We start from the raw sequence: 23,541 nt of genomic DNA, 5'->3' as shown, positions 1-23,541 counted from the left end.
CGCGTTGCTGTTTACACGCCGCGTTTAGCAAAGCCAAAAACAACAAGCCCGCAAAAGCGGGCCTGTTGTGCAATTTTGCTGGGGTGCAGGGATTCGAACCCCGGAATGCCGGAATCAGAATCCGGTGCCTTACCGCTTGGCGACACCCCAAATAGTGTCTGTTCAAATTGTCTTTGTATGGCTGGGGTACGAGGATTCGAACCTCGGAATGCCGGTATCAAAAACCGGTGCCTTACCGCTTGGCGATACCCCATTCGGCTGCCGAAGACTCAAATGGTGCGGGAGGCGAGACTTGAACTCGCACACCTTGCGGCGCCAGAACCTAAATCTGGTGCGTCTACCAATTTCGCCACTCCCGCAAAAAAAAAGATGGTGGCTACGACGGGATTTGAACCTGTGACCCCATCATTATGAGTGATGTGCTCTAACCAGCTGAGCTACGTAGCCATCTTTTTTCGCATTACCTTCATCGGCGTTGCGGGGCGCATTATGCGTATTGAGCTTTGGAGCGTCAACACATTTTTTACCGATTTTCGCCCTGGCACGCCCGTTTGTCTGGCTTGTAACCAGGGTGATGAATTATTCGGCAAATTTTGATCGCAACCCGATCAAAACGCAAAAAAATGGGCCCCGCAAGGCCCATCTGGTGATGACTTATTTTGCTTATTTATATGCGTACTGGTGCACGCCAACGGCGCGGCCAGATGGATCGTCCATTGATTTGAACGCTTCGTCCCACTCAATCGCCTTGGCGGAGGAGCAGGCGACCGACGGACCGCCCGGTACGCACTCCGCCGCGCTCGGCAGCGGGAACAGCTCCTCGAAGATCTCGCGGTAGAGATAGGCTTCTTTCGAGTTCGGCGTGTTGTACAGGAAGCGGAAATGCGCGGTCGCCAGCTGCTGATCGCTGATCTGCTGCGACGCCACCTCTTTCAGCGTATCGATCCAGCTGTAGCCGACGCCGTCAGAGAACTGCTCTTTCTGACGCCAGGCGACGCTCTCCGGCAGATAAGAGGAGAAGCACTCGCGCAGGATATGTTTTTCCATTTTGCCGTTGCTGCCGCACATCTTGTCCTGCGGGTTGATGCGCATCGCCACGTCAAGGAACTTCTTGTCGAGGAAGGGCACGCGCGCCTCCACGCCCCAGGCGGACATCGCTTTGTTGGCGCGGGCGCAGTCGTACATGTGCAGCGCCATCAGCTTGCGCACGTTCTCTTCATGGAACTCTTTGGCGTTCGGCGCGTTATGGAAGTAGAGATAGCCGCCAAACACTTCATCCGCGCCTTCGCCGGAGAGCACCATCTTGATGCCCATAGCTTTAATCTTGCGCGACATCAGGTACATTGGCGTCGAGGCGCGAATGGTGGTTACATCATAGGTCTCGATGTGATAAATCACGTCGCGGATCGCATCCAGCCCTTCCTGCACGGTAAAGTGGATTTCATGATGGACGGTGCCCAGATGGTCGGCTACCGCTTTGGCCGCCTTCAGATCCGGCGAGCCTTCTAGGCCGACGGCGAAGGAGTGCAGCTGCGGCCACCAGGCGTCGCTCTTGTTCTGATCTTCCACGCGCTTCGCGGCAAAGCGCTTGGTGACGGCGGAAATTATAGAGGAGTCTAGGCCGCCGGAGAGCAGCACACCGTAAGGCACGTCCGACATCAGGTGGCTTTTGACCGACTCTTCCAGCGCATGCTTCAGGCCGGCCGCGTCGGTAGTGTTGTGCTCAACGGCAGCGTACTCCATCCAGTCGCGCTGCCAGTAGCGGCGGATTTCGCCGTCGGTGCTGGAGAGATAGCTTCCCGGCGGAAACTCTTTAATCGAGCGGCACACCGGCACCAGCGCCTTCATTTCGGAGGCGACATAGAGGTTGCCGTACTCGTCGTTACCCATACAGAGCGGGATAATGCCGATATGGTCGCGGCCGATCAGATACTGCTGCTTTTCGCTGTCCCACAGAATAAAGGCGAACATGCCCTGCAGATCGTCGAGGAAATCGACCCCTTTTTCCTGATAGAGCGCCAGGATCACTTCGCAGTCGGAACCGGTCTGGAACTGGTAGCGATCGCTCAGCTCGGCGCGCAGCGCCTGATGGTTGTAGATTTCGCCGTTAACCGCCAGAACATGGGTGTGGTCGGCGTTGTACAGCGGCTGCGCACCGTTGTTGACGTCCACGATAGAGAGGCGCTCATGCGCGAGGATCACCTTGTCGTCCGCATAGATGCCAGACCAGTCCGGTCCGCGGTGACGCATCAGGCGGGAACTCTCCAACGCTTTTTTACGCAGTTCAATCGGATCGCTTTTCAGATCCAACACACCAAAAATAGAACACATATTCTGACTCCTGAGCTCGCCTGACGGCAATGTTATCGTTGCCTTGTCCGGCAGCCAGCGGCTGCGTGATGTATAAGAAAATGCGCTATTTCCTACCGTCAATGCAAGCATATTCGCGTTTTACTGATGAAAAGATTATTGCCTAGCGCGTTATTTTGAATTTTATATAATTAAAAGGTCGTTTCGTTGCTGGATCCTCAACAGATCCACAAAAGCGGCGAAAAAAACAGCAGATAATTCGCGCAGCGCGGGGAAGAGATGCCGTGCCGCCCGGTATTGGAAGGCGAGCAGAAAAAAGGGGTCAGAAGAGGTCAACATCGGCGACGGAGGGGTAAATCCAGTCGGGACGGAAGGGCATGGCGTCGATGTCGATCAGCGTCGAGAAGCCGGAAAGCACCAGCACGGTTTCCAGCCCCGCCTGCAAACCGGCGAGAATATCGGTGCGCAGGTTGTCGCCAACGATAACTGTTTCTTCTTCTTCTGACATGCGCCTGCATCTTGTTTAGCGCGGCGCGCATGATATAGGGGCTGGGCTTGCCGACATAGAAGGGGCGGCGGCCGGAGATTTTCTCAATGCCGACGCAGAGCGCGCCGCAGGCGGGCACAAAGCCGCGCGTATGGGTATCGGGGTTGGTCGCAATAAAGCACGCGCCGCTGGCGACGAAAAAGGCCGCTTTATGCATCATGTCCCAGTTAAAAGAGCGCGTCTCGCCGACGATAACGAAGTCGGGATTGACGTCGGTAATGGTGAAGCCGGCATTGTAAAGCTCGTGGATCAGTGCGCCTTCGCCAATAACGTAGGCCTTTTTGCCCTCCTGGCGGCGCAGAAAATCGGCGGTGGCCATCGCGGAGGTATAGAACACGGAGTCAGGCACCTCGACGCCCGGGTTGGCGAAGCGGTCCGCCAGATCCTGCGCGGTCTGCGACGGGTAGTTGGTCAGCACCACCAGCGGCATCTTTTTATCCAGAATGCGCCGCAAAAATTCCTGCGCGCCGGGCACAGCGGTGTTGTCATGCATCAGCACGCCGTCTATATCGCAAATTACGCTTTTTATCGTCATGGTTTCGGTCCGGTCCGCATTTATTCTTCCAGAAGATGTTGCAGCAGAATGCCGTTAAGCATAGCGCGCTTGGCCAGCGCGAAGGCGCCTATCGCTGAACGACGATCGAGCTCGGAACGCACCACTGGCAAATTCTTGCGAAAGGCGTTGAGCGCTTGCGTGTTTATACAGCCATCAATCGCCGGAAAAAGCACCTTTTCGGCATCGGTAATTTCGCCCGCCAGCACCACTTTTTGCGGATTGAACAGGTTGATAGCGATGGCGATCGCTTTCCCCAGATAGCGGCCGACATACTCAATCACTTCGCAGGCCAGCGCGTCGCCCTGGTTGGCGGCTTTGCAGATCTGCGCGATCTGACAGGAATCCTGCGTCAGGCTGCTGGGATAGCCTTGGCTAAGCAGATGGCGCACGCGGTTTTCAATCGCGCCGTTGGCGACGATAGTTTCCAGACAGCCGAAGTTGCCGCAGTGGCAGCGCTCGCCCAGCGGATCGACCTGAATGTGGCCGATTTCCCCCACGTTGCCGTTGCTGCCGAGAAAAATCTGGCCGTTGGCAATAATGCCCGCGCCGGTGCCGCGATGCATTCGCACCAGAACGGAGTCGGCGCAGTCGCGGCTTGCACCGAAGTAGTGCTCCGCCAGCGCCAGACTGCGGATATCGTGGCCAACGAAGCTGGTCACGTTAAAGCGTGCCTGCAGGCCGGCCACCAGCGGCCAGTGGCTGACGGCGATATGCGGCATATAGCGGATCACACCGTTAACCGGATCGACCAGCCCGGGCAGGATCACGGAGATGGCGATCAACTCGCGGATTTTGCGCTGGTGCGTCTCGATAAAGCTTCCGATGGCGGTGAACAGGGCGTGCTCCAGCGTCTCCTGGGTGCGCTCCGGCAGGGCATAATCATCCTGCGCCAGCGATTTGCCGCTGAGATCGAACAGCGTCAGCGTGGTGTCGAGGCGGCCGAGCCGCACGCCGATGGTGTGAAAATAGCGGGTTTCCGTAACGATGGAGATGGCGCGGCGTCCGCCGGTGGACGCCTGCTGGTCCACCTCTTTGATCAGGCCGCGCTCGATAAGCTGGCGGGTAATTTTGGTGACGCTGGCGGGCGCAAGCTGACTCAGTTCAGCAATCTGAATGCGCGAAATGGGGCCTTGCTGATCGATTAGCCGGTAAACGGCCGCGCTGTTGAGTTGCTTGACAAGATCGACATTTCCTATTTGTGTCTGGCCGCCAGTGGTCATTCAGTGCTTACTCGCTCAGGACGTCGTCTCCGTTGACAAACGTCTTAATGATTTTGAAATAGCGTGTAAATACAGTGAGGTTGGCGAATTTTCCCGCTTCGATAGTGCCTACTGCTTCTCCACGCCCATTGACTGTGCCGGGTAAAGGGTCGCCATGCGCAGCGCTTCATCCAGCGCGATGCCGACATGGTCGACGGCGTTGCGTACCGACTCGATCATGGTGATCGCCGAGCCGCTCAGGGTGCTATTCTCGTCTACGCACAGGCCATTGCGATAGTATATTGTTTTGCCAGCGAAAATAAATTTATCCATCTCCGCCTCTGCGCCGGCAGGCGCGGTGGCGTCGGTGACCAGCACCAGCTTATTGCCCTTGATGCGCTTCGCGTTGCGCGCGTTAGCGTAATGGACATGTAAACCATCCGCAATGATTCCGCAGTATAAATCAGGTGAATCAAGTAGCGCACCGATCAGGCCCGGTTTGCGTCCGGCAAAGGCGGGAATCGCGTTATAGAGGTGGGTGGCGAAGGTCACGCCCGCGCGGAAGCCCGCTTTGGCCTCATCATTGGTGGAGTTGGAGTGGCCTGCAGACACAACGATGCCCGCCTCCGTCAGCTAGCGGATCACCGCCGCGCCGACGTTTTCCGGCGCCAGCGTCACCTTGGTGATGACGTCGGCGTGATCGCACAGGTAGCTCATCAGCGCGGGATCGGGCAGGCGAATCAGGTCGGGATTATGGGTGCCTTTTTTGGCTTTGTTCAGCCAGGGGCCTTCCAGATGCAGGCCCAGCGCCTGGTTTTTATGACGCTGTTTATAGGCGCGCATAGTGTCGATGGCGCGCTTCATCAGCGCGTCGCTGCTAGTGATCAGCGTCGGCAGAAAGCTGGTGCAGCCCGACTTCTCGTTGGCGCGCTGCATAATTTCCAGCGTCTCGACGCTGAGCGATATCGTCAGGCGGGTCGTCGCGTGGACAAACGCGTGCAATCAGCCCATCGGCGATCAACACCGCATGGTTGTCCAGAGTCTCATGGCCAGTATAAATTCGGCCGTTTACTAATGCGTACATCTTGCTTCTCCCGGCTGGGCCCGTCGTCGCCTCGACGTCGGGCATTAACAATGTTGGCTTAAACGCCTTTCATATTTTCCGCTTCCATTTCGCGGAAATATTTGACGGTTTTCACTTTCAGCTCCATGGTGGCCGGCTTGTCGCAGATCACGACCGATTTCGCGTGCAGCTGCAGGCAGCTGATTGTCCACATATGGTTGACATTGCCTTCGACCGCCGCCTGAAGCGCCTGCGCTTTTACATGGCCGGTCACCAGAATCATTACCTCTTCGGCGTCTAGCAGTGTACCGACGCCGACGGTAAGGGCATATTTCGGCACCTGATCGACGTCGCCGTTGAAAAAGCGTGAGTTCGCCACGCGCGTTTCATGCGTCAGCGTTTTTATACGGGTACGGGAGGCGAGCGAAGAGGCGGGTTCGTTAAACGCGATATGGCCATCGTTGCCGACGCCACCCATAAACAGATGAATTTCACCCAGTGCGCGAATCTTTTCTTCATACTGGCGACATTCTGCGTCAATATCGGGCGCATTGCCATTCAGAAGATTGATATTTTCTGGTTAAATATCAACATGATCGAAAAAATTCCGATACATAAAGCTGTGATGACGTTTGGGATGCTCTTTCGGCAGGGCGACATATTCATCCATATTGAAGGTCACCACGTGCTTAAAGCTAACCTGGCCCGCTTTGTGCGTTCAGGTGTTTGTAAGCCTCCAGCGGCGTGCCGCCTGTCGGCAGTCCGAGCACGAAAGGGCGCTCTGCGGTGGGGTTGAATGCATTGATGCGGTTAACGATGTGGCGGGCTGCCCACTTGCCAACCTGAGTGGGCGTGGGAAAAGGGATAAGTCGCATGTTTCACCTCATTAAGAGTTAGGAGAAGGGGCGAAGCAGGAGGATATGGCGGTTATGAACAACGCGCCGTTCTGGCGTTGGCGTCACAGCCTCACTGCGCCGTGATATTTTTCATCATGAAGCAGGTTGGCATCAATCGCTATACGCCTCGGCGAATCAACACTGCTTTTGAGTGATAATTATCACAGAGTAGACGGATATAATTTGCGAGACGAATCAACTTGCCATTACACTGCGCAACGTGAAGTGTAGTGCTATTCAAACCCCTGCGGCTGACATAACAATATTTCGCGGCGGCAGGGCGACAACCAGTCTCATCGGGGGAAAGGGTACATGCTAGGTTACTTACAGAAGGTCGGTCGTGCACTAATGGTGCCGGTGGCGACCCTACCGGCGGCGGCAATCTTAATGGGGCTCGGCTACTGGCTAGACCCAGATGCGTGGGGCGCCAGCAGTGCTTTTGCGGCGCTGCTGATCAAATCGGGCGCGGCGATTATCGAAAACATGTCGGTGCTGTTCGCCATCGGCGTCGCCTAACGCCTCTCCAAAGACAAAGATGGCGCGGCGGCGCTGACCGGCTTTGTCGGCTTCCTGGTGGTCACGACGCTCTGTTCGCCTGCTGCTGTCGCCATGATCCAGAAAATGCCGGTGGATCAGGTGCCTGCTGTGTTCGGCAAAATCAACAACCAGTTTGTCGGCATTCTGGTGGGGATCCTGTCGGCAGAGATCTATAATCGCTTCAGCCATGTTGAGCTGCCGAAAGCGTTCTCCTTCTTTAGCGGCCGACGCCTGGTGCCCATTCTCGTCTCCTTCCTGATGATCGTGGTGGTCTTTATTCTGATGTATATCTGGCCGGTGATCTTCAACGGCCTGGTCAGCTTCGGTGAACAGATTCAGAAGCTCGGCTCCGTCGGCGCAGGGGTCTACGCTTTCTTTAACCGCCTGCTGAGCTCGGTTGGTCTGCACCACGCGCTGAACTCGGTGTTCTGGTTTGACGTCGCGAGCATCAACGACATTCCGAAATTCCTCGGCGGCGCGCAGTCGGTCGATCGCCAACGGCACCGGCGTGGTGGGTATTAACGGCCGCTATCAGGCGGGCTTCTTCCCGATTATGATGTTTGGCCTGCCGGGCGCTGCGCTGGCTATCTACCACTGCGCGCGTCCGGAAAATCTCGCCAAGGTCGGCGGCATTATGCTGGCGGCGGTGTTCGCGGCCTTCTTTCACCGGCATCACCGAGCCGCTGGAATTCTCCTTTATGTTCGTGGCGCCGGGCTGGTGGATTTGGCGTTGTCGAGTCGCAACCCGCTGGCTACCCACTGGTGGATGCTGATCCCACAGGGCATCGTCTTCTTCGTTATCTACTATTTGGTGTTCCACTTCACCATCAAGAAGTTCAACCTGATGACGCCGGGCCGCGAGCTGGCGGTAGCGGGCGACGAGTCAGATGGCTATGACGTCAACGTCGACAAAACCGACGACGGCGAAAGCGCTACCGAATCACTGGCGCGCCGCTACATCGGCGCGGTAGGCGGCTCCGACAACCTCACCGGCACTGCATCACCCGTCTGCGCCTCGACGTGAAAGATTCCGCGCAGGTGAATGAGTCAGTGGCTAAACGGCTGGGCGCATCCGGCGTGATTCGCCTGAATAAACAGAGTGTGCAGGTCACTGTCGGCACCCAAGCGGAAAGCGTCGCCTCCGCCATGAAGAAAGTGCTGACCAAAGGGGTCGCCTCGGCGGGCAGCGCGACGGCGGCGGCAGCCCCGCAGGCGGCCATTACGCGCGAAAGCGGCGTGGTGGCGACGCTGGTGGCGCCGGTCAGCGGCGAAGTGGTGGCGCTGGAGGAGGTGCCGAACGAAGCCTTCGCCAGCCTGGAGGTAGGCGACGGCCTAGCTATCAAGCCCACTGGTAAAACCGTGGTGGCGCCGATTTCCGGCACGGTAGTGAAAATCTTCGCCACAAACCACGCCTTCTGCCTGGAAACAGGTAACGGCGTCGAAATTGTGGTTCACATGGGGCTGGATACCGTGGCGCTCGACGGCAAGGGCTTTACCCGCCTAGTGGAAGAGGGCGCGACGGTGGCGGCGGGCCAGCCGGTGCTGGAGATGGATCTCGACTATCTCAACGCCCATGCGCGCTCGATGATCAGTCCAGTGGTGGTCAGCAACAGTGATGACTTCGCGGCGATCGCGCTGCGGGCAAGCGGTATGGTGGTTGCCGGCGAAACCCGCCTCTATGAGGTAAGAGGCTAAGCCGCGATTCAGGTCGAGGCAAAAAAAAGCAGGCAGGAAGCTATTCCTGCCTTTTTCGTTTCCGCGCCTTAACAAACGGTTGTTTCCCTGCGACGCTTTGTGGATCATACTCCGTTACTTCGTGATACCTGTCACCCGCTATAAGTATTGAGGATTGAGAGATGAGTGAGGCTGAAGCCCGCCCAACTAACTTTATTCGTCAGATCATCGACGAAGATTTGGCGAGCGGTAAGCACCATAGCGTGCATACCCGTTTTCCGCCGGAGCCTAATGGTTATCTGCACATTGGCCATGCGAAATCCATCTGCCTGAACTTCGGCATCGCACAGGATTATCAGGGACAGTGCAACCTGCGTTTCGACGATACCAACCCGGTAAAAGAGGACATAGAGTTCGTTGAATCGATCAAGCGCGACGTGCAGTGGCTGGGCTTTACGTGGAGCGGGGACGTTCGTTACTCCTCTGATTACTTCGATCAGCTCTATCTCTACGCGGTTGAATTGATCAATAAAGGCCTGGCCTACGTCGACGAACTGACGCCGGAAGAGATCCGCGAATACCGCGGCACCCTGACCGCGCCGGGCAAAAACAGCCCGTACCGCGACCGCAGCGTGGAAGAGAACCTGGCGCTGTTCGAGAAGATGCGCAACGGCGAATTCGCTGAGGGTAAAGCCTGCCTGCGCGCCAAAATCGATATGGCCTCCAGCTTTATCGTAATGCGCGATCCGGTACTCTATCGCATCAAGTTCGCCGAGCATCACCATACCGGCAAAAAATGGTGCATCTACCCGATGTACGACTTTACCCACTGCATCTCCGATGCGCTGGAAAACATTACCCATTCGCTCTGTACGCTGGAGTTCCAGGACAACCGTCGCCTCTATGACTGGGTGCTGGACAACATCTCGATTCCGGTGCATCCGCGTCAGTATGAGTTTTCGCGCCTGAATCTCGAATATGCAGTGATGTCGAAGCGCAAGCTGACGCAGCTGGTCAGCGAAAAAGTGGTGGAAGGCTGGGACGATCCGCGCATGCTGACCGTTTCGGGCCTGCGTCGCCGCGGCTATACCGCCGCGTCGATCCGCGAGTTCTGCCGCCGCATCGGCGTCACTAAGCAGGATAACATGGTGGAGATGGCGTCGCTGGAATCGTGCATTCGCGACGACCTGAACGAAAACGCACCGCGCGCCATGGCGGTGCTCGATCCGCTGAAGGTGGTGATTGAAAACCTGCCGGCGGGCCATCATGAAACCATCACCATGCCGAATCATCCCAACCGGCCGGAAATGGGCACGCGCGACGTGCCGTTCAGCCGCGAAGTGTGGATCGATCGCGCTGACTTCCGCGAAGAGGCGAACAAGCAGTACAAGCGTCTGGTGCTGGGCAAAGAGGTGCGCCTGCGCAACGCCTACGTTATCCGCGCCGAGCGCGTGGCGAAAGACAAGGCGGGCAACACTACCTGCCTCTACTGCACCTGCGATGTCGACGCGCTGAGTAAAGATCCGGCTGACGTCCGCAAGGTGAAGGGCGTGATCCACTGGGTCTCCGCCGAACACGCGCTGCCGGCCGAATTCCGCCTGTACGATCGCCTGTTCAGCGTGCCGAACCCAGGAGCGGCGGACGATGTCCTGACTGCAATTAACCCGGACTCGCTGCACATCCGTCAGGGATTCGTCGAGCCAGGCCTGCAGAACGCCAGCCCGTACGCGCCTTACCAGTTCGAGCGCGAAGGCTACTTCTGCGTCGACAGCCACTATTCGAGACCTAACCAGCTGGTGTTCAACCGCACCGTCGGATTGCGCGATACCTGGGCGAAAATCGGCGATTAATTTACTGCGCTAAATTCATGATAAAATATTAACAGGGCGAGCAATCGCCCTTTTTTATCGCTGCTCGTTGTGTGCTGACGCGTTTTTATGCTGTTGGGGAGAATTGTGGCTTGTCATACTAGCCTGAGATTTATCTGAGTTAATGAAAATTAATCAATTTCCAGATGTGAATTTCATTTTTTTAGGTAGGCTATTTGCTCTTAAAAGAGGCGATGCGGGCAAAAAAAGAAAAAATGACGGCTCTTGGTCAGGAAGCAAAATACAGCGTAGTAGTTTTACATTAGCTGATCGAACGTATCTTCAACCAGACATCTAGCGAAGATGACAGCTTTCATCTGCTGCTCTCCCATTTTCATCCTGACTTCCGCATGGTGACGCCGCAGGGCAGACTGCTGGATCTGAATCAGACCGAAGAGATGTTCCGCCAGCTGCGCGGCAAACGCGAAGGGATGCGTATCGCCACCCGCGAGCATGCCGTGATTTCGCAGCAAAAAGAGGAGGTAACCATTCAATATCGTGAGCTGCAAATGATGGACGGTACCGATCAAACGCGTCTCTCGCTGGCGCTCCTCGACTGCAGCACCTCCATTCCGCGCTGGCGCTTTCTGCAGGAAATGTTGGTCGCCTGACAGCCATAAAAAAAGCCGGTATGCATACCGGCTTTTTCTTTTGTGTTCCGCAACGCCTTACTGGTCGTGCAGCGTTTCGTCTTCGCGGCAATCGCCCAGCGCGCAGTAACCATACAGATAGAGGCTGTGGTTGGTCAGCTTGATGCCGTGACGTGTGGCGATATCACGCTGGCGTGCTTCGATCGACTCGTCGCTGAACTCAATGACCTTACCGCAGTCGAGGCAGATCAGGTGGTCGTGGTGATGCTGCTGGGTCAGTTCGAATACCGATTTACCGCCTTCAAAATTGTGGCGCGTAACGATGCCCGCATCATCAAACTGGTTAAGCACGCGATAAACGGTTGCCAGTCCAATCTCTTCGCCCATATCGATCAAGCGTTTATACAGATCTTCCGCGCTGACGTGATGGCACTGAGGTTCCTGAAGCACTTCCAGAATTTTCAGTCTGGGCAGCGTGACTTTCAGGCCAGCCTTCTTTAATGCGGTATTGTTATCAGTCATGCGGATGTTGTCCTGTTACTTTGCTGGTTACTTGAGGCGCCAAGCCTTGAATATCTTTAGATGTCTATTCTCATTTGCGTCTCATTATAGAGGCGAAGCATTGAAATGAAAACCGAGGGAAACGCCTGAAATCAACACGGGCTGTAAGGCATTACGTAACGGCGCCGGACGGAGAAGTGCAGGAGGTTCGTTATCATCTCGCTAACTTCCTGACCTGGCGGAAGAAATAAGCAGATAACCGATGTGGGTATTGTACAGAAACAGCGGTAAAAGTTAAAAATCTGTAGCTATTATTTCTATAGGAAATAACCGTTCACTCAATGTGAGCCAGCGCCCACATTGAGTATGGCAGATTCATCAGGCTTCGATGATCGCCTGTAGCTGCAGCTCGTCATAGATCTGCTTCACCCAGGCGTCGATGCGCTGAGCGGTCAGCTCCGGCTGACGATCTTCGTCGATGGCTAGCCCCAGGAAGTGCTTGTCGTCCGCCAGCCCTTTCGACGCTTCGAAATGGTAGCCTTCGGTTGGCCAGTGGCCGACGATCACCGCGCCGTTCGGCTCGATAATGTCGCGAATCGTGCCCATGGAGTCGCAGAAATACTCCGCGTAATCTTCCTGATCGCCGCAGCCGAACAGCGCCACCAGCTTGCCATTAAAGTCGATCTCTTCCAGCGTCGGGAAAAAGTCGTCCCAGTCACACTGCGCTTCGCCATAGTACCAGGTCGGAATGCCCAGCAGCAGAATGTCGAATGCTTCCAGATCTTCTTTGGTGCTTTTGGCAATGTCATGCACTTCAGCAACGTCTTTACCCAGTTGTCTATGGATCATTTTTGCAATGTTTTCGGTGTTGCCGGTATCGCTGCCAAAGAAGATGCCTACGATTGCCATGGAGTAAATAACCTCTTAAATCCTGATAATGAGATGCATGCGCAGCGCTCGCGAGTAAGCAAATGATAGCAGAGCGGACAAAAGGGCGGAACTTGAAAAGCCGCTACATTTGCTTATGCGTGCAATTTGCGCGATTCAGTCCAGTTTGAGCTGTGCCAGCAGCATTTGTTCAATCAGTTCGCTGCGGCTGATCTTGCGCTGCTCGGCCAGCGTGTTAAGCGCATCCACGGCTTCACTGGTCATTTTGAGTTCGACACGACGCAGCCCGCGCACTTTGTCACGTTTCAGTTGATTGCGCTTATTGATGCGCAGCTGCTCATCGCGCGAAAGCGGACTGGTTTTCGGTCGACCGGGACGCCGCTCGTTTGCGAAGAGATCCAGCGTGGTGCGGTCAGTGTTTTCTTTTGCCATGGCTTAGTAAAACTAAGGCGCGAACAGGCGCGTTTATGACGATATAGGCCATTGCCGCGGCAAAAAAAGACCGCGGCAAAATTTTAGCGCGCTATCATACTCCAGCCGAAGAGATGATGCCAATGCTAAACCGCGAACGGCAAGCTTTTGCTTTTAAAGCGCAAAAAAGCGGCTAACGCTACGTAATACGGCATCGGGCTTTTCCGCGTGAACCTAGTGACCCGCGCCGCTGATAACATGCGCGTGGTCGTCCGGAAACTGACGCAGCAGCACGTCGCGGTAGTGATTGTCGAGATAGGGCGAGTCGCCGCCGCGAATAAAGAGCGCAGGATGCGGCCACGCCGGCACGGCTTCCCAGCCAGAAATTGTAGCGTAATTTTCCCACAGCGCCGGGACGTTGAAGCGCCATTCGCCTTCGTTAAAGGATTTGAGGATAAACTGAATCACGCCCTCTTCTTTTATCAGGGCTTGCATCACCTGCGCCGCCTCGGCGCGCTGGCGCACGCCCGCCTCGCTGACCGCGCGAATGGCGGCGAAGATGTCGTCGTGGCGACGCGTCTGATAGTCAACTTGGCGCGATGTCGAACATCACTAGCCGCTCAAGGCGCTGCGGTGCCAGCGCGCTCATCGCCATGGCGATTTTGCCGCCCATGGAATGGCCGATCACCGCCACGCGTTCGATATGGTGCGCATCCAGCGCATCCAGCATATCCTGCGCCATCTCGCGGTAGCTCATCGTCTCGGCGCGCGGCGACAAGCCGTGGTTGCGCACGTCCCAGGGCGCGCGCGAGCATGCCAAGGTTATCAAGGCTGCCGAACAGGCCGTGAATAAGTAGAATGGGCAAGGAATCCGCGACGGATTGGTCAGTTTGCAGACGAGCATTTAAAATCATGGCAAAGTTCTTAAGATGGGGACCTCGGCTTAGGTTATCATGCTTTCACCTTTCCAGGCGCGCCAAGGCGGAAGGTTTTAGGGTATATTCCGACTTTTGCCTTCAGAACGTGCGAAGGCTATCAGCCCGCTTGGATTTAACTTTATAATCCTTGTTTTAGAACCTGCTCGCCCAGCAATCTTCCTGCCTTGGCGCAGGCGTTTGTCCAGGCAGGCGTGGTTCTGTCACGAGTCGAAACCGTACGGAAAAAGATGAAAACGATCGAAGTTGACGAAGACCTCTACCGCTATATTGCCAGCCACACGCAGCACATTGGCGAAAGCGCCTCTGACATTTTACGGCGGATGCTCAAATTTACCGCTGGTCGAAGCGCGCCTGCGGCGGCGCCGTTAGCCTCAGGCGACGCGGCGCAAAAAGCGATCCAGCCGGTGCGTGCGGAAAATCGCCTACAGGATCGCGTTCGCGCCATGCGTGAGCTGCTTTTGTCCGACGAATACGCTGAACAGAAAAAAGCGGTTAACCGTTTTATGATGATTTTGTCAACGCTCTATCGCCTTGATCCCACTGCATTTGGTGACGCCACCGCGTCGCTGCAGGGCCGTACTCGCGTCTATTTCGCGGGCGACGAACAAACACTGTTGCAAAATGGCACCCATACTAAGCCGAAGCATGTGCCCGGCACGCCGTACTGGGTGATCACCAACACCAATACCGGCCGTAAATGCAGCATGGTGGAATACATCATGGTCTCTATGCAGTTCCCGCAGGAGCTGGCAGAGAAAGTTTGCGGCACCATTTAAATTAAACCGAAGCGTCAGGGAGCAGCGCCAATGGCCAATCACCCCCGTGCCGGGCAACCCGCCCAGCAGAGCGATTTGATTAACGTTGCACAGTTAACCTCACAGTATTATGTCCTGCAGCCCGACGTAGCTAACCCGGATCATGCGGTGAAATTTGGCACCTCCGGTCACCGTGGCAGCGCAGGCCGCCAGAGCTTTAACGAAAACCATATCTTGGCGATCGTGCAAGCGATCGCGGAAGAGCGTCAGAAAAACGGCATCACCGGTCCTTGCTACGTAGGTAAAGATACCCACGCGCTGTCAGAGCCGGCGATTATCTCTGTACTGGAAGTGCTGGCCGCCAATGGCGTCGACGTTATTGTGCCGCAGGATAACGGCTATACCCCGACGCCGGCGATCTCCAACGCCATTCTGGAACACAACAAGCAGGGCGGCGCCCAGGCTGACGGCATCGTTATCACGCCGTCGCACAATCCGCCGGAAGATGGCGGCATCAAGTACAACCCGCCCAATGGCGGCCCGGCCGGTACCAACGTCACGAAAGTGGTGGAAGATCGCGCTAACCAGTTGATCAAAGCGGGTCTTAAAGAGGTGAAACGCCTGCCGCTGGATCAGGCGTGGGCGAGCGGCCGCATCGTCGAGAAAGATCTGATCCAGCCCTATGTTGAGGGGCTGGCGCAGGTCATCGACTTCGCCGCTATCCAGAGAGCGGGCCTGAAGCTCGGCGTCGATCCGCTGGGCGGTTCCGGCATGGCCTACTGGCAGCGCACTGCCGAGCACTACAACCTCGATCTGACTATCGTCAACGACGCCATCGACCAGACCTTCCGCTTTATGCATCTGGATAAAGACGGGGTGGTGCGCATGGACTGTTCTTCCGAATGCGCGATGGCGGGCCTACTGGCGTACAAAGACAAGTTCGACCTAGCGTTCGGCAACGACCCGGACTACGACCGTCACGGCATCGTGACGCCGGCGGGTCTGATGAACCCGAACCACTATCTGGCCGTGGCCATCAACTACCTGTTCCAGCATCGCCCGCAGTGGGGCAAAGAGGTGGCGGTAGGGAAAACGCTGGTGTCCAGCGCGATGATCGACCGCGTGGTTAACGATATCGGTCGAAAGCTGGTGGAAGTGCCGGTGGGCTTTAAGTGGTTCGTTGACGGTTTGTTCGACGGCAGCTTCGGCTTCGGTGGCGAAGAGAGCGCGGGCGCCTCTTTCCTGCGCTCCGACGGCTCTGCCTGGTCAACTGATAAAGACGGCATCATTCTCTGTCTGCTGGCGGCGGAAATCACCGCCGTCACCGGCAAAAATCCGCAGCAGCACTATGACGAGCTGGCTGAGCGCTTCGGCGCGCCGAGCTACAACCGTCTGCAGGCGCCGGCGACCTCCGCGCAGAAGGCCGCGCTGTCGAAGCTGTCACCGGAGATGGTCAGCGCTGATACGCTGGCGGGCGATCCAATCACCGCGCGCCTGACGGCGGCACCGGGCAACGGCGCCGCGATCGGCGGCCTGAAGGTTATGACGGAGAACGGCTGGTTCACCGCGCGTCCGTCAGGCACCGAAGACGCCTACAAAATCTACTGCGAAAGCTTCCTAGGTGCTGAACACCGCGCGCAGATTGAGAAAGAAGCGGTTGAGATCGTCAGCGAAGCGCTGAAAAATGCCTGATCCAGGCCCAGCAGTACGCTCGCTAAAAGCGCCTTCGGGCGCTTTTTTTATGACATAAAGCGGTAGCCGATGCCGGTTTCGGTGAGCAGGCTGCGTCGGATACGCCTCCAGCTTCTGCCGCAGGTGCGCCATATAAATGCGCAAATAGTGGCTGTGCTCCACCGCCTTCGGCCCCTAGACGTGGCTCAGCAGCATGCTCTGCAGGCGGAACTCCGTGGGCGTCAGATGGATCGCCTGGCCGGCGCGCAGCACGCGCCTCGCCGCCAGATCGACGCTGACGTCGGCAAAGCTTACCGTCGGGTCTGGCTGCTGGCCGCCGTGACGCCGCAGCGCCACCCGCACGCCGATGCCGAACGGTTTCGTCAGGTAGTCGTCGGCGCCAGCATCCAGCACGTCAATCTTGTCCTGCTCATCGACGCTCGCCGACAGCACAATCACCGGCACGCTGCTCCACTGGCGCACCTCGTTGAGAAACGCGCGGCCGTCGCCGTCCGGCAGCCCTAAATCGAGGATCACCAGGTCAGGCTGAGCGTCGCCGCTTCGATCAGGCCCGCTGCAGCGTATCGGCATCGAACACCTTTAAGGCTTCGCTCTCCAGCGCCAGGCGCACAAAACGCCGGATCTCTTTTTCATCTTCGATGATTAATACGGTGGCCAAGCAGTGATGCTTCAGACAGAAAACGCTGCCGCTACTCTATCAGCAAAAGGGCAGGCAGCGAATCGAGACGTAAGAAGATCAGAACGTTAACTGTTCTATAACGTAATTTCACCTAAAAGCGGGGTAAACGGAAATAAGTATAAATAACAGATCGGATGAGTAGTCAAGCCGCGCAAAGGCGCGTAAAATCTAAGCACCATCACACTTCTTCCCCGTCCCAAGGAGGTCACAATGTATCAGCGCTATCCCTGTATAAAATTCTGCTGCGTCGCACGCTGGTGATCGCGGTGGGCCTGCTTGCGTTACCGGTGATGCTGTTCCGTTTGGATCGCGCACGCTTTTACAGCTATCTGCATCGCATGTGGTGCAAAACCAGCGCCAAGCCGGTCTGGCTGGCGCAGAGTGAAGCCGCAGGCGGCATGTTCTGGTAATAGCCCTGAGACGTAAATAACAAAGCCCGACAGCCCTGTCGGGCTTTGCGCTCTGCGCCTCGTCACAGAGAAATCCCTCTCCGGCTCTGGGTTTCAGCTGTTAATCAGCCAGTTTTCAGCTACACTTAAACCTCTACAAGATTTCGGAAATTGTACAATTATGAGCGTAAAAATTCCGCTGGGTATCAGTGCCTGCCAGCTGGGAGAACAAGTGCGTTTCGACGGCGGCTATAAACGATTGGCGTTTGCTGTTAACGAGCTTGCGCCCTTTGTACGTTTTGAACCGGTTTGTCCCGAAATGGCGATAGGCTTGCCGGCGCTGCGTCTGGTCAAGCAGAATGACGACGCGATCTACCTCTGCTTTAGCAAAGAGGGCGGCCAAGAGATGACGCAGCAGACGCGCGACTGGTCGGCCGAGCGCGTAAAATCGCTGCATCACCTGTGCGGCTATATTCTGTGCGCCAAATCGCCCAGCTGCGGCATGGAGCGGATGCGTGTCTATGAGCCGGAGAACAATAACAACCGCAAGGCGGGCGTGGGCCTGTTTGCCGAGAAGCTGCAGGCTGAGATGCCCTGGCTGCCGGTAGAGGAAGATGGCCGACTGCTCGATCCGGCGCTGCGCGAAAACTTTGTCGGTCGCATCTGCGCGCTGCACGAATTCAACCAGATGTGGAAGCGCGGCCTGAGCCGGGCGCAGCTGATCGCCTTCCACAGCCGCTATAAGCTGCTGATGCTGGCGCATTCGCAGGAAAAATACCGCGAGCTGGGGCCGTTCGTCGCCGCCATGAGCCAGTGGGACTCGCTGGAGGCCTACGCCTTCGAATACCGCAACCGCATGATGGCGCTGCTGTCCCAGCCCGCGACATGCCGTAACCACACCAACGTGCTGATGCATGCGCAGGGTTACTTCCGCTGCCAGCTCAGCTCGCCGCAGCGTCAGGAGCTGGCGGAGCTGATCGACCGCTACAGCTGCGGCGTACAGCCGCTGCTCGCGCCGATTACCATGCTGAAACACTATATGTCGCAGTATCCGCATCCTTGGCTGACGCAGCAGCGCTATTTCGGCCCTTATCCCGAAGCGCTGCGCCTGCGCTATTGGCAGTGAGATGCGTACTCATCTGGTCTGGCTGCGCAACGATCTGCGCATCAATGACAACCTTGCGCTGCATGCCGCATGCCGCGACGCCGAGGCGCAGATTGTCGCGCTCTACATCGCCACGCCGTAGCAGTGGCGTTAGCGCGATATGGCACCCCGCCGGTCAGCCTTTATCTATGAAAGCCTGCTGGAGCTACAGCAGGTGCTTGCCGATCGCGGCATCATGCTCCACATCCACGAATGCGACGATTTCGTCGCTTCGCTCGATTATCTGGCTGAATTCTGTCAACGCCATCAGGTCGACGCGCTGTTTTACAACTATCAGTACGAGTTGAACGAGCGCAGGCGCGACGCCGAGGCGGAACGGTGGCTCGACAAAGCGGGTGTGGTTTGCCTGGGCTTCGACGACAGCGTGCTGATGGCGCCCGGCAGCCTACAGACCGGCGACGGCAAGATGTACAAGGTTTATAATCCGTTCAGCAAAGCTTTCGTGCGTCGGCTGCAGCAGGCGATGCCGGAGTGCGTTACCGCGCCGAAAACGCGCAGCGGCAGCGCGATCAAGATAGAGAAACAGCCAGCGCGCTTCAGTTATCTGATGGAAACGTTCGACCGTGAGCGCTTTGCGCCGGGCGAAACGGCGGCGCTGAAGCGGCTGCGCCAGTTTGCCCGGCAGCCGGTGCTCGACTATCACGCCGAGCGCGATACCCCATACGTGGACGGCACCAGCCGGCTGTCGGTCTATCTCACCACCGGCGTGCTGTCGCCGCGCCAGTGTCTGCATCGCTTGCTGAGAGAGCATCCAGACGCGCTCACCAACCCGACGCTTTTCTCATGGCTTAATGAGCTGATCTGGCGCGAATTTTACCGCCATCTGATGGTCGCCTATCCGGCGCTCTGTCGGTATCAGCCCTTTGTCGACTGGACGCGACATGTCGGCTGGCAGCGCAATGAGGCGCACTTCGACGCCTAGAAAGCGGGCGAAACTGGCTATCCCATAGTGGATGCGGCGATGCGCCAGATGCAGGCGCTAGGCTGGATGCACAACCGGCTGCGCATGATCAGCGCCAGCTTTCTGGTTAAAGATCTGCTGATCGACGGTGATCTGGCAGCCAACAACGGCGGCTGGCAGTGGACGGCTTCGACTGGCGTTGAGCCGGTGCCGAACTTCCGCATCTTCAACCCGACAACTCAGGGCGAACGCTTCGATAAGCAGAGCGAATTTATTCGCTAGTGGCTGCCGGAGCTGAAAGAGGTGCCTGACAGCGACATCCACCAGCCGCAGCGCTGGGTGGAGAAAAACCAGAAGAAACTCGATTATCCGGCGCCAATCGTGGAACATAAGCAGGCACGTAAAAAGACATTAGACGCCTTCGAGCGCGCGAAAAACGCAGCCTTAGGCGGCATGGAGCCGTTATGAACCACTACGAACTTGAAACTATCGTCAATCAGCTGCTCAACACCGGCGCCTTTAGCGACTACGCGCCCAACGGCCTGCAGGTCGAGGGTCGATCCGAGGTCAAAACCCTTATCACCGGCGTTACCGCCAGCCAGGCGCTGGTGGATGAGGCGGTCGCGCGCAACGCCGATGCGATTCTGGTACACCACGGCTACTTCTGGAAGAACGAACCGGCAGCGATTAAGGGCATGAAGCGCAACCGCCTGCGCGCGCTGCTGGCGAATGACATCAACCTGTACGGCTGGCACCTGCCGCTCGACGCCCATCCGACGCTGGGCAACAACGCGCAGCTAGCGCAGTTGCTGGAGATCGAGGTCAAGGGCGAGATTCAGCCGCTGGTGTTCTGGGGCGAACTGAAAACGCCGCTGAGCGGCGCGGCGCTGGCGCAGCGCCTTAAAGAGAGGCTGTATTGCGCGCCGCTGCACTGCGGCGATAACGCGCCCACGCTTATTCGTCGCGTCGCCTGGTGCAGCGGCGGCGGACAGGGCTTTATCGACAGCGCGGCCGTCTTCGGCGTAGACGCCTATATCACCGGCGAAGTCTCCGAGCAAACCATTCACAGCGCGCGCGAGCAGTGCCTGCACTTCTTCGCCGCCGGTCACCACGCCACTGAGCGCGGCGGTATTAAAGCGCTGGGCGAGTGGCTGGCCGAGCACCACGGTTTCGACGCCACCTTTATCGATATTCCTAATCCCGCCTGATTAACCCTCTCTGTTGCGCCCGCTTCCGGGCGCAAATTTGTTGACACGCTCTGGACACTTTCGCATAACTATTTGCCTTATTTCGATTTTCATTGGCTGTCGCGCGCGAAGCGCAACGGCAAAGGGGAGGTGGGCGTTGCAACAAGCACGTTGTTATCTGCTTGGCGAACAGGCGGTGGTGCTGGAGCTGGATCCGCCGGTGTCGCTGCAAAGTCGACAGCGCATTTGGGAATTAACGCAGCGCCTGCGCAATTATGAGCAGGTGGTTGAAGTTATTACGGGCATGAACAATATCACGCTGCTGCTACGCGATCAGCAGCAGAGCGCGCTTGACGCCATCGAGCAGCTGCAGCGCTGGTGGGAAGAAAGCGAAGCGCACGAAGTGGCGTCGCGGCGGGTGGACATTCCGGTGATTTAAGGCGGCGAGGCGGGTCCCGATCTGCAGGTGGTCGCCGCGACACGCCGCGATGACGCAGCAGCAGGTGGTCGAGCTGCACAGTAGCATCGACTACGTGGTCTACTTTATCGGCTTCCAGCCGGGCTTCCCCTATCTGGGTGGACTCGACAGTCGACTGTATACGCCGCGCCGAACCGCGCCTCAGCGTGCCGGCCGGCTCGGTCGGCATCGGCGGCAGCCAGACCGGCATCTATCCCCTCGCCACCCCAGGCGGCTGGCAGCTGCTGGGTCAGACCCGCGTTGCGCTGTTCAACCCGCGACAGCAGCCGCCGACGCTGCTGCAACCCGGCGACAGCATGCGCTTCGTGCCGCAAAAGGGGGGCATATGTTGAGGATCCTGCGCGCAGGACTGGCCACTACGCTCTAGGACAGCGGCCGCACCGGCTGTCGTCAGTCCGGCATCAGCGTTGGCGGCGTGCTCGATCTGCCGGCGATGCGCACCGCGAATTTGCTGGTGGACAACGATCCCGATAGCGCGGTGCTGGAGATTGTGCTGGGGCAGTTCAAGGCGGAATTTATGCGCGACAGCTGGTTCGCACTGATCGGCGCGGCCTGTAGCACCGAGCTGGACGACAAGCCGGTCTGGACCGGCTGGCGGCTGCCGGTGAAAAAAGGCCAGGTGCTGACGCTCTCCATGCCGCTGCACGGCATGCGCAGCTATCTAGAAATCCACGGCGGCTTCGACGTCGCGCCGCTGCTCGGCTCCGTCAGCACCGATCTCAAAGCGGGCTTCGGCGGCCGGCATGGACGCAAGCTGGAAGATGGCGACCGTTTGCCGCTAGGCAAGCCCACGCGCCTGTTTAACGGCAAGGCGGGCGTACGCTAGCTGCTGTGAGGCAACCGCATCCGCGCGCTGCCCGGCCCGGAGACCATGAGTTCAGCCGCGAGGCGCAGATGGGCTTCTGGCACACGCCATGGCTGCTCAGCCCACAGAGCAACTGCATGGGCTACTGTCTGCAGGGGCCGGAGCTGCAGCGCGACACCGCGCGCGAGCTGCTGTCGCACGGGCTGGAGCCCGGAGTGGTGCAGGTGCCGCCCAACGGTCAGCCCATCGTGCTGATGGCCGACGCGCAGACCATCGGCGGCTATCCGCGCATCGCCTGCGTGATCGACGCCAATCTCTATCAGCTGGCGCAGATCCGTCTGGGCGAACCGATTCACTTTATTCAGTGTTCGCTGCCGGCCGCCATGCAGGCGCGCATGCACCAGCGGTGCACGCTGGACCATATGGCCTGGGGGCTTGCTGATGAAAATTGATTTAAATGTCGATCTTGGCGAAGGCGCGGGCAACGACCACGCGCTGCTGCAGCTGGTCAGCTCGACCAATATCGCCTGCGGCTTTCACGCCGGCGACGCGCAGACCATGCTGCAGTCGGTGCGCTGGGCGAAAAGGTTCGGCATGGCGATTGGCGCGCACCCGAGCTTTCCGGATCGGGAAAATTTCGGCCGCACTGCCATGCAGCTGCCGCCGGAAACGGTCTACGCCCAGATGATCTATCAGATCGGTGCGCTGAAAAGCCTGGCAGAGAGCGAAGGTCAGCGGCTGGCGCACGCCATCGCTCGCGCGGTGGAGGCGGTCGACGCCAGTCTGATTCTGGTCAGGCTGGCGGGCAGCGAATCAGTGCGCGCCGCGGCGCATCACGGGCTGCGCACGCGTGAAGAGGTGTTTGCCGATCGCGGCTACCTCGCCAGCGGCGCGCTGGTACCGCGCAGCCAGTCGGGCGCGATGATCGACGAGGAGGAGAGCGCCATCGCGCAGACGCTGACCATGGTGAAAGAGTGCAGGGTAAGAAGCGTTAGCGGCGAGTGGGTCGCCGTGAATGCGCAAACCGTCTGCCTGCACGGCGACAGGGCGCACGTCCTGCTGTTCGCGCAGCGGCTGCGCGATCGCTTCGCCGCCGAGCCTTTTCAACATAAGGGTAAACATGGATAACGTAGTAAACCTTTGGCCGCTGCTGGGCATCGCGGCAATCGTGATCGGCTTCCTGCTGCGCTTCAACCCAGTGCTGATGGTGATTGTCGCCGGCTTCGTCACCGGCTTCGCCGCGCTGATGCCGCTGGGCGACATTCTGGAAAGCTCGGCGCTGGCTTTCTCAACACGCGCAACCTGCCGCTGGCCGTCTGCTGATCGTCTACCTCTTTGTGCGCGAGATTACTGTAGCGCTGGGGCTGACCAGTCTCGGCGGCCATCCGCAGATGGTGCGCCCGCTGCTGGCGCCGATAACGTCGGGCTCTTTTCTCGGCGAGGATATTTTCGTCGCCTTCGGCGCGATTATCTTTATGCATAATTTCATGCTGGAGTCGGCCAATATTCAGA

The 23,541-nt window shown here is 57.9% G+C and carries 14 protein-coding genes, 4 tRNA genes and 10 pseudogenes; 14 read left to right on the top strand and 14 right to left on the bottom strand.

The annotated features are described in order from the left end of the window. Window positions 1–78: 78 nt before the first annotated feature. From EIO60_RS05535 to nagB, 9 genes and pseudogenes are all read right to left on the bottom strand, one after another. A tRNA-Gln gene (locus tag EIO60_RS05535) sits at window positions 79–150 on the bottom strand. A gap of 28 nt (window positions 151–178) precedes the next feature. Next, window positions 179–253: transfer RNA gene (locus EIO60_RS05530), tRNA-Gln, on the bottom strand. Window positions 254–274: 21 nt separating this feature from the next. Next, window positions 275–359: transfer RNA gene (locus EIO60_RS05525), tRNA-Leu, on the bottom strand. 11 nt (window positions 360–370) lie between these two features. Next, window positions 371–447, bottom strand: a tRNA-Met gene (locus tag EIO60_RS05520). A 216-nt stretch (window positions 448–663) separates the two neighbouring features. Further along, window positions 664–2,331: an asparagine synthase B gene (gene asnB, locus EIO60_RS05515; RefSeq protein ID WP_258576138.1), complete on the bottom strand. Its 1,668-nt coding sequence runs from the start codon at window positions 2,329–2,331 to the stop codon at window positions 664–666. Between the two features lie 301 nt (window positions 2,332–2,632). After that, window positions 2,633–3,392 (bottom strand): annotated as a pseudogene (locus EIO60_RS05510) (HAD-IIA family hydrolase). 20 nt (window positions 3,393–3,412) lie between these two features. Beyond that, the gene (nagC, locus tag EIO60_RS05505; RefSeq protein ID WP_258576137.1) at window positions 3,413–4,633 is read right to left on the bottom strand and encodes a DNA-binding transcriptional regulator NagC; all 1,221 of its coding nucleotides are present in this window, start codon (window positions 4,631–4,633) and stop codon (window positions 3,413–3,415) included. A gap of 7 nt (window positions 4,634–4,640) precedes the next feature. Beyond that, window positions 4,641–5,696, bottom strand: a pseudogene (nagA, locus tag EIO60_RS05500) (N-acetylglucosamine-6-phosphate deacetylase). 58 nt (window positions 5,697–5,754) lie between these two features. Continuing rightward, window positions 5,755–6,550, bottom strand: a pseudogene (gene nagB, locus EIO60_RS05495) (glucosamine-6-phosphate deaminase). Window positions 6,551–6,883: 333 nt separating this feature from the next. Between nagB and EIO60_RS05490 the strand changes: the two are divergent. From EIO60_RS05490 to EIO60_RS05480, 3 genes and pseudogenes are all read left to right on the top strand, one after another. Next, a pseudogene (locus EIO60_RS05490) lies at window positions 6,884–8,803 on the top strand (glucose PTS transporter subunit IIA). A gap of 161 nt (window positions 8,804–8,964) precedes the next feature. Beyond that, window positions 8,965–10,632 carry a glutamine--tRNA ligase gene (gene glnS, locus EIO60_RS05485; protein WP_258576136.1) on the top strand — a complete coding sequence of 556 codons (1,668 nt, stop codon included), beginning with the start codon at window positions 8,965–8,967 and terminating at the stop codon, window positions 10,630–10,632. Between the two features lie 284 nt (window positions 10,633–10,916). Beyond that, window positions 10,917–11,261, top strand: a complete 345-nt coding sequence (locus EIO60_RS05480) for a hypothetical protein (RefSeq protein ID WP_258576293.1) — start codon at window positions 10,917–10,919, stop codon at window positions 11,259–11,261. A gap of 57 nt (window positions 11,262–11,318) precedes the next feature. Here the strand turns inward: EIO60_RS05480 and fur are convergent, their stop codons facing one another. From fur to EIO60_RS05460, 4 genes and pseudogenes are all read right to left on the bottom strand, one after another. Continuing rightward, entirely contained in the window at window positions 11,319–11,762 is a 444-nt protein-coding gene (gene fur / locus EIO60_RS05475) for a ferric iron uptake transcriptional regulator (RefSeq protein WP_258576135.1), read from the bottom strand. A 357-nt stretch (window positions 11,763–12,119) separates the two neighbouring features. Then, window positions 12,120–12,650, bottom strand: coding sequence for a flavodoxin FldA (fldA, locus tag EIO60_RS05470; protein WP_258576134.1), 531 nt, complete (start codon window positions 12,648–12,650; stop codon window positions 12,120–12,122). A gap of 135 nt (window positions 12,651–12,785) precedes the next feature. Continuing rightward, window positions 12,786–13,061 (bottom strand): LexA regulated protein, encoded by a 276-nt coding sequence (ybfE, locus tag EIO60_RS05465; RefSeq protein ID WP_258576133.1) that lies wholly within the window; start codon window positions 13,059–13,061, stop codon window positions 12,786–12,788. 213 nt (window positions 13,062–13,274) lie between these two features. Then, a pseudogene (locus EIO60_RS05460) lies at window positions 13,275–13,954 on the bottom strand (alpha/beta fold hydrolase). Between the two features lie 251 nt (window positions 13,955–14,205). Here EIO60_RS05460 and seqA point away from each other — a divergent pair. Further along, the gene (gene seqA, locus EIO60_RS05455) at window positions 14,206–14,754 is read left to right on the top strand and encodes a replication initiation negative regulator SeqA (protein WP_258576132.1); all 549 of its coding nucleotides are present in this window, start codon (window positions 14,206–14,208) and stop codon (window positions 14,752–14,754) included. A gap of 30 nt (window positions 14,755–14,784) precedes the next feature. Then, a complete protein-coding gene (pgm, locus tag EIO60_RS05450) occupies window positions 14,785–16,425 on the top strand; it encodes a phosphoglucomutase (alpha-D-glucose-1,6-bisphosphate-dependent) (RefSeq protein WP_258576131.1) in 1,641 nt (546 codons plus the stop codon). A 47-nt stretch (window positions 16,426–16,472) separates the two neighbouring features. Here pgm and EIO60_RS05445 read toward each other — a convergent pair. Continuing rightward, window positions 16,473–17,083, bottom strand: a pseudogene (locus EIO60_RS05445) (response regulator). Between the two features lie 248 nt (window positions 17,084–17,331). Here EIO60_RS05445 and EIO60_RS05440 point away from each other — a divergent pair. From EIO60_RS05440 to EIO60_RS05405, 9 genes and pseudogenes are all read left to right on the top strand, one after another. Beyond that, the gene (locus tag EIO60_RS05440) at window positions 17,332–17,514 is read left to right on the top strand and encodes a YbfA family protein (RefSeq protein WP_258576292.1); all 183 of its coding nucleotides are present in this window, start codon (window positions 17,332–17,334) and stop codon (window positions 17,512–17,514) included. 160 nt (window positions 17,515–17,674) lie between these two features. Further along, entirely contained in the window at window positions 17,675–18,619 is a 945-nt protein-coding gene (locus EIO60_RS05435; RefSeq protein ID WP_258576130.1) for a YbgA family protein, read from the top strand. Between the two features lies 1 nt (window position 18,620). Next, window positions 18,621–20,027 (top strand): annotated as a pseudogene (phrB, locus tag EIO60_RS05430) (deoxyribodipyrimidine photo-lyase). Continuing rightward, window positions 20,024–20,767, top strand: coding sequence for a type 2 GTP cyclohydrolase I (locus EIO60_RS05425; RefSeq protein ID WP_258576129.1), 744 nt, complete (start codon window positions 20,024–20,026; stop codon window positions 20,765–20,767). The pseudogene phrB and the gene EIO60_RS05425 overlap by 4 nt, the downstream one beginning before the upstream one ends. 136 nt (window positions 20,768–20,903) lie before the next feature. After that, complete coding sequence (locus EIO60_RS16575) at window positions 20,904–21,185, top strand: carboxyltransferase domain-containing protein (protein WP_374058131.1); 282 nt, start codon at window positions 20,904–20,906, stop codon at window positions 21,183–21,185. A gap of 49 nt (window positions 21,186–21,234) precedes the next feature. After that, a pseudogene (gene pxpB / locus EIO60_RS16570) lies at window positions 21,235–21,556 on the top strand (5-oxoprolinase subunit PxpB). Then, window positions 21,550–22,481, top strand: a pseudogene (gene pxpC, locus EIO60_RS05415) (5-oxoprolinase subunit PxpC). Before pxpB ends, pxpC begins: the two co-directional pseudogenes overlap by 7 nt. Then, entirely contained in the window at window positions 22,471–23,157 is a 687-nt protein-coding gene (locus EIO60_RS05410) for a 5-oxoprolinase subunit PxpA (RefSeq protein ID WP_258576128.1), read from the top strand. The pseudogene pxpC and the gene EIO60_RS05410 overlap by 11 nt, the downstream one beginning before the upstream one ends. After that, window positions 23,045–23,396 (top strand): annotated as a pseudogene (locus EIO60_RS05405) (5-oxoproline transporter, DUF969 family subunit); the annotation flags it as partial. The gene EIO60_RS05410 and the pseudogene EIO60_RS05405, both read left to right, overlap by 113 nt. Window positions 23,397–23,541 lie beyond the last annotated feature (145 nt).

Origin of the sequence: Candidatus Pantoea persica (assembly GCF_013753875.1) — a bacterium.
In the GTDB taxonomy this organism is placed as follows: Bacteria; Pseudomonadota; Gammaproteobacteria; order Enterobacterales; family Enterobacteriaceae; genus Pantoea; species Pantoea persica.
This window is presented reverse-complemented; position numbering and strand designations above follow the sequence as displayed.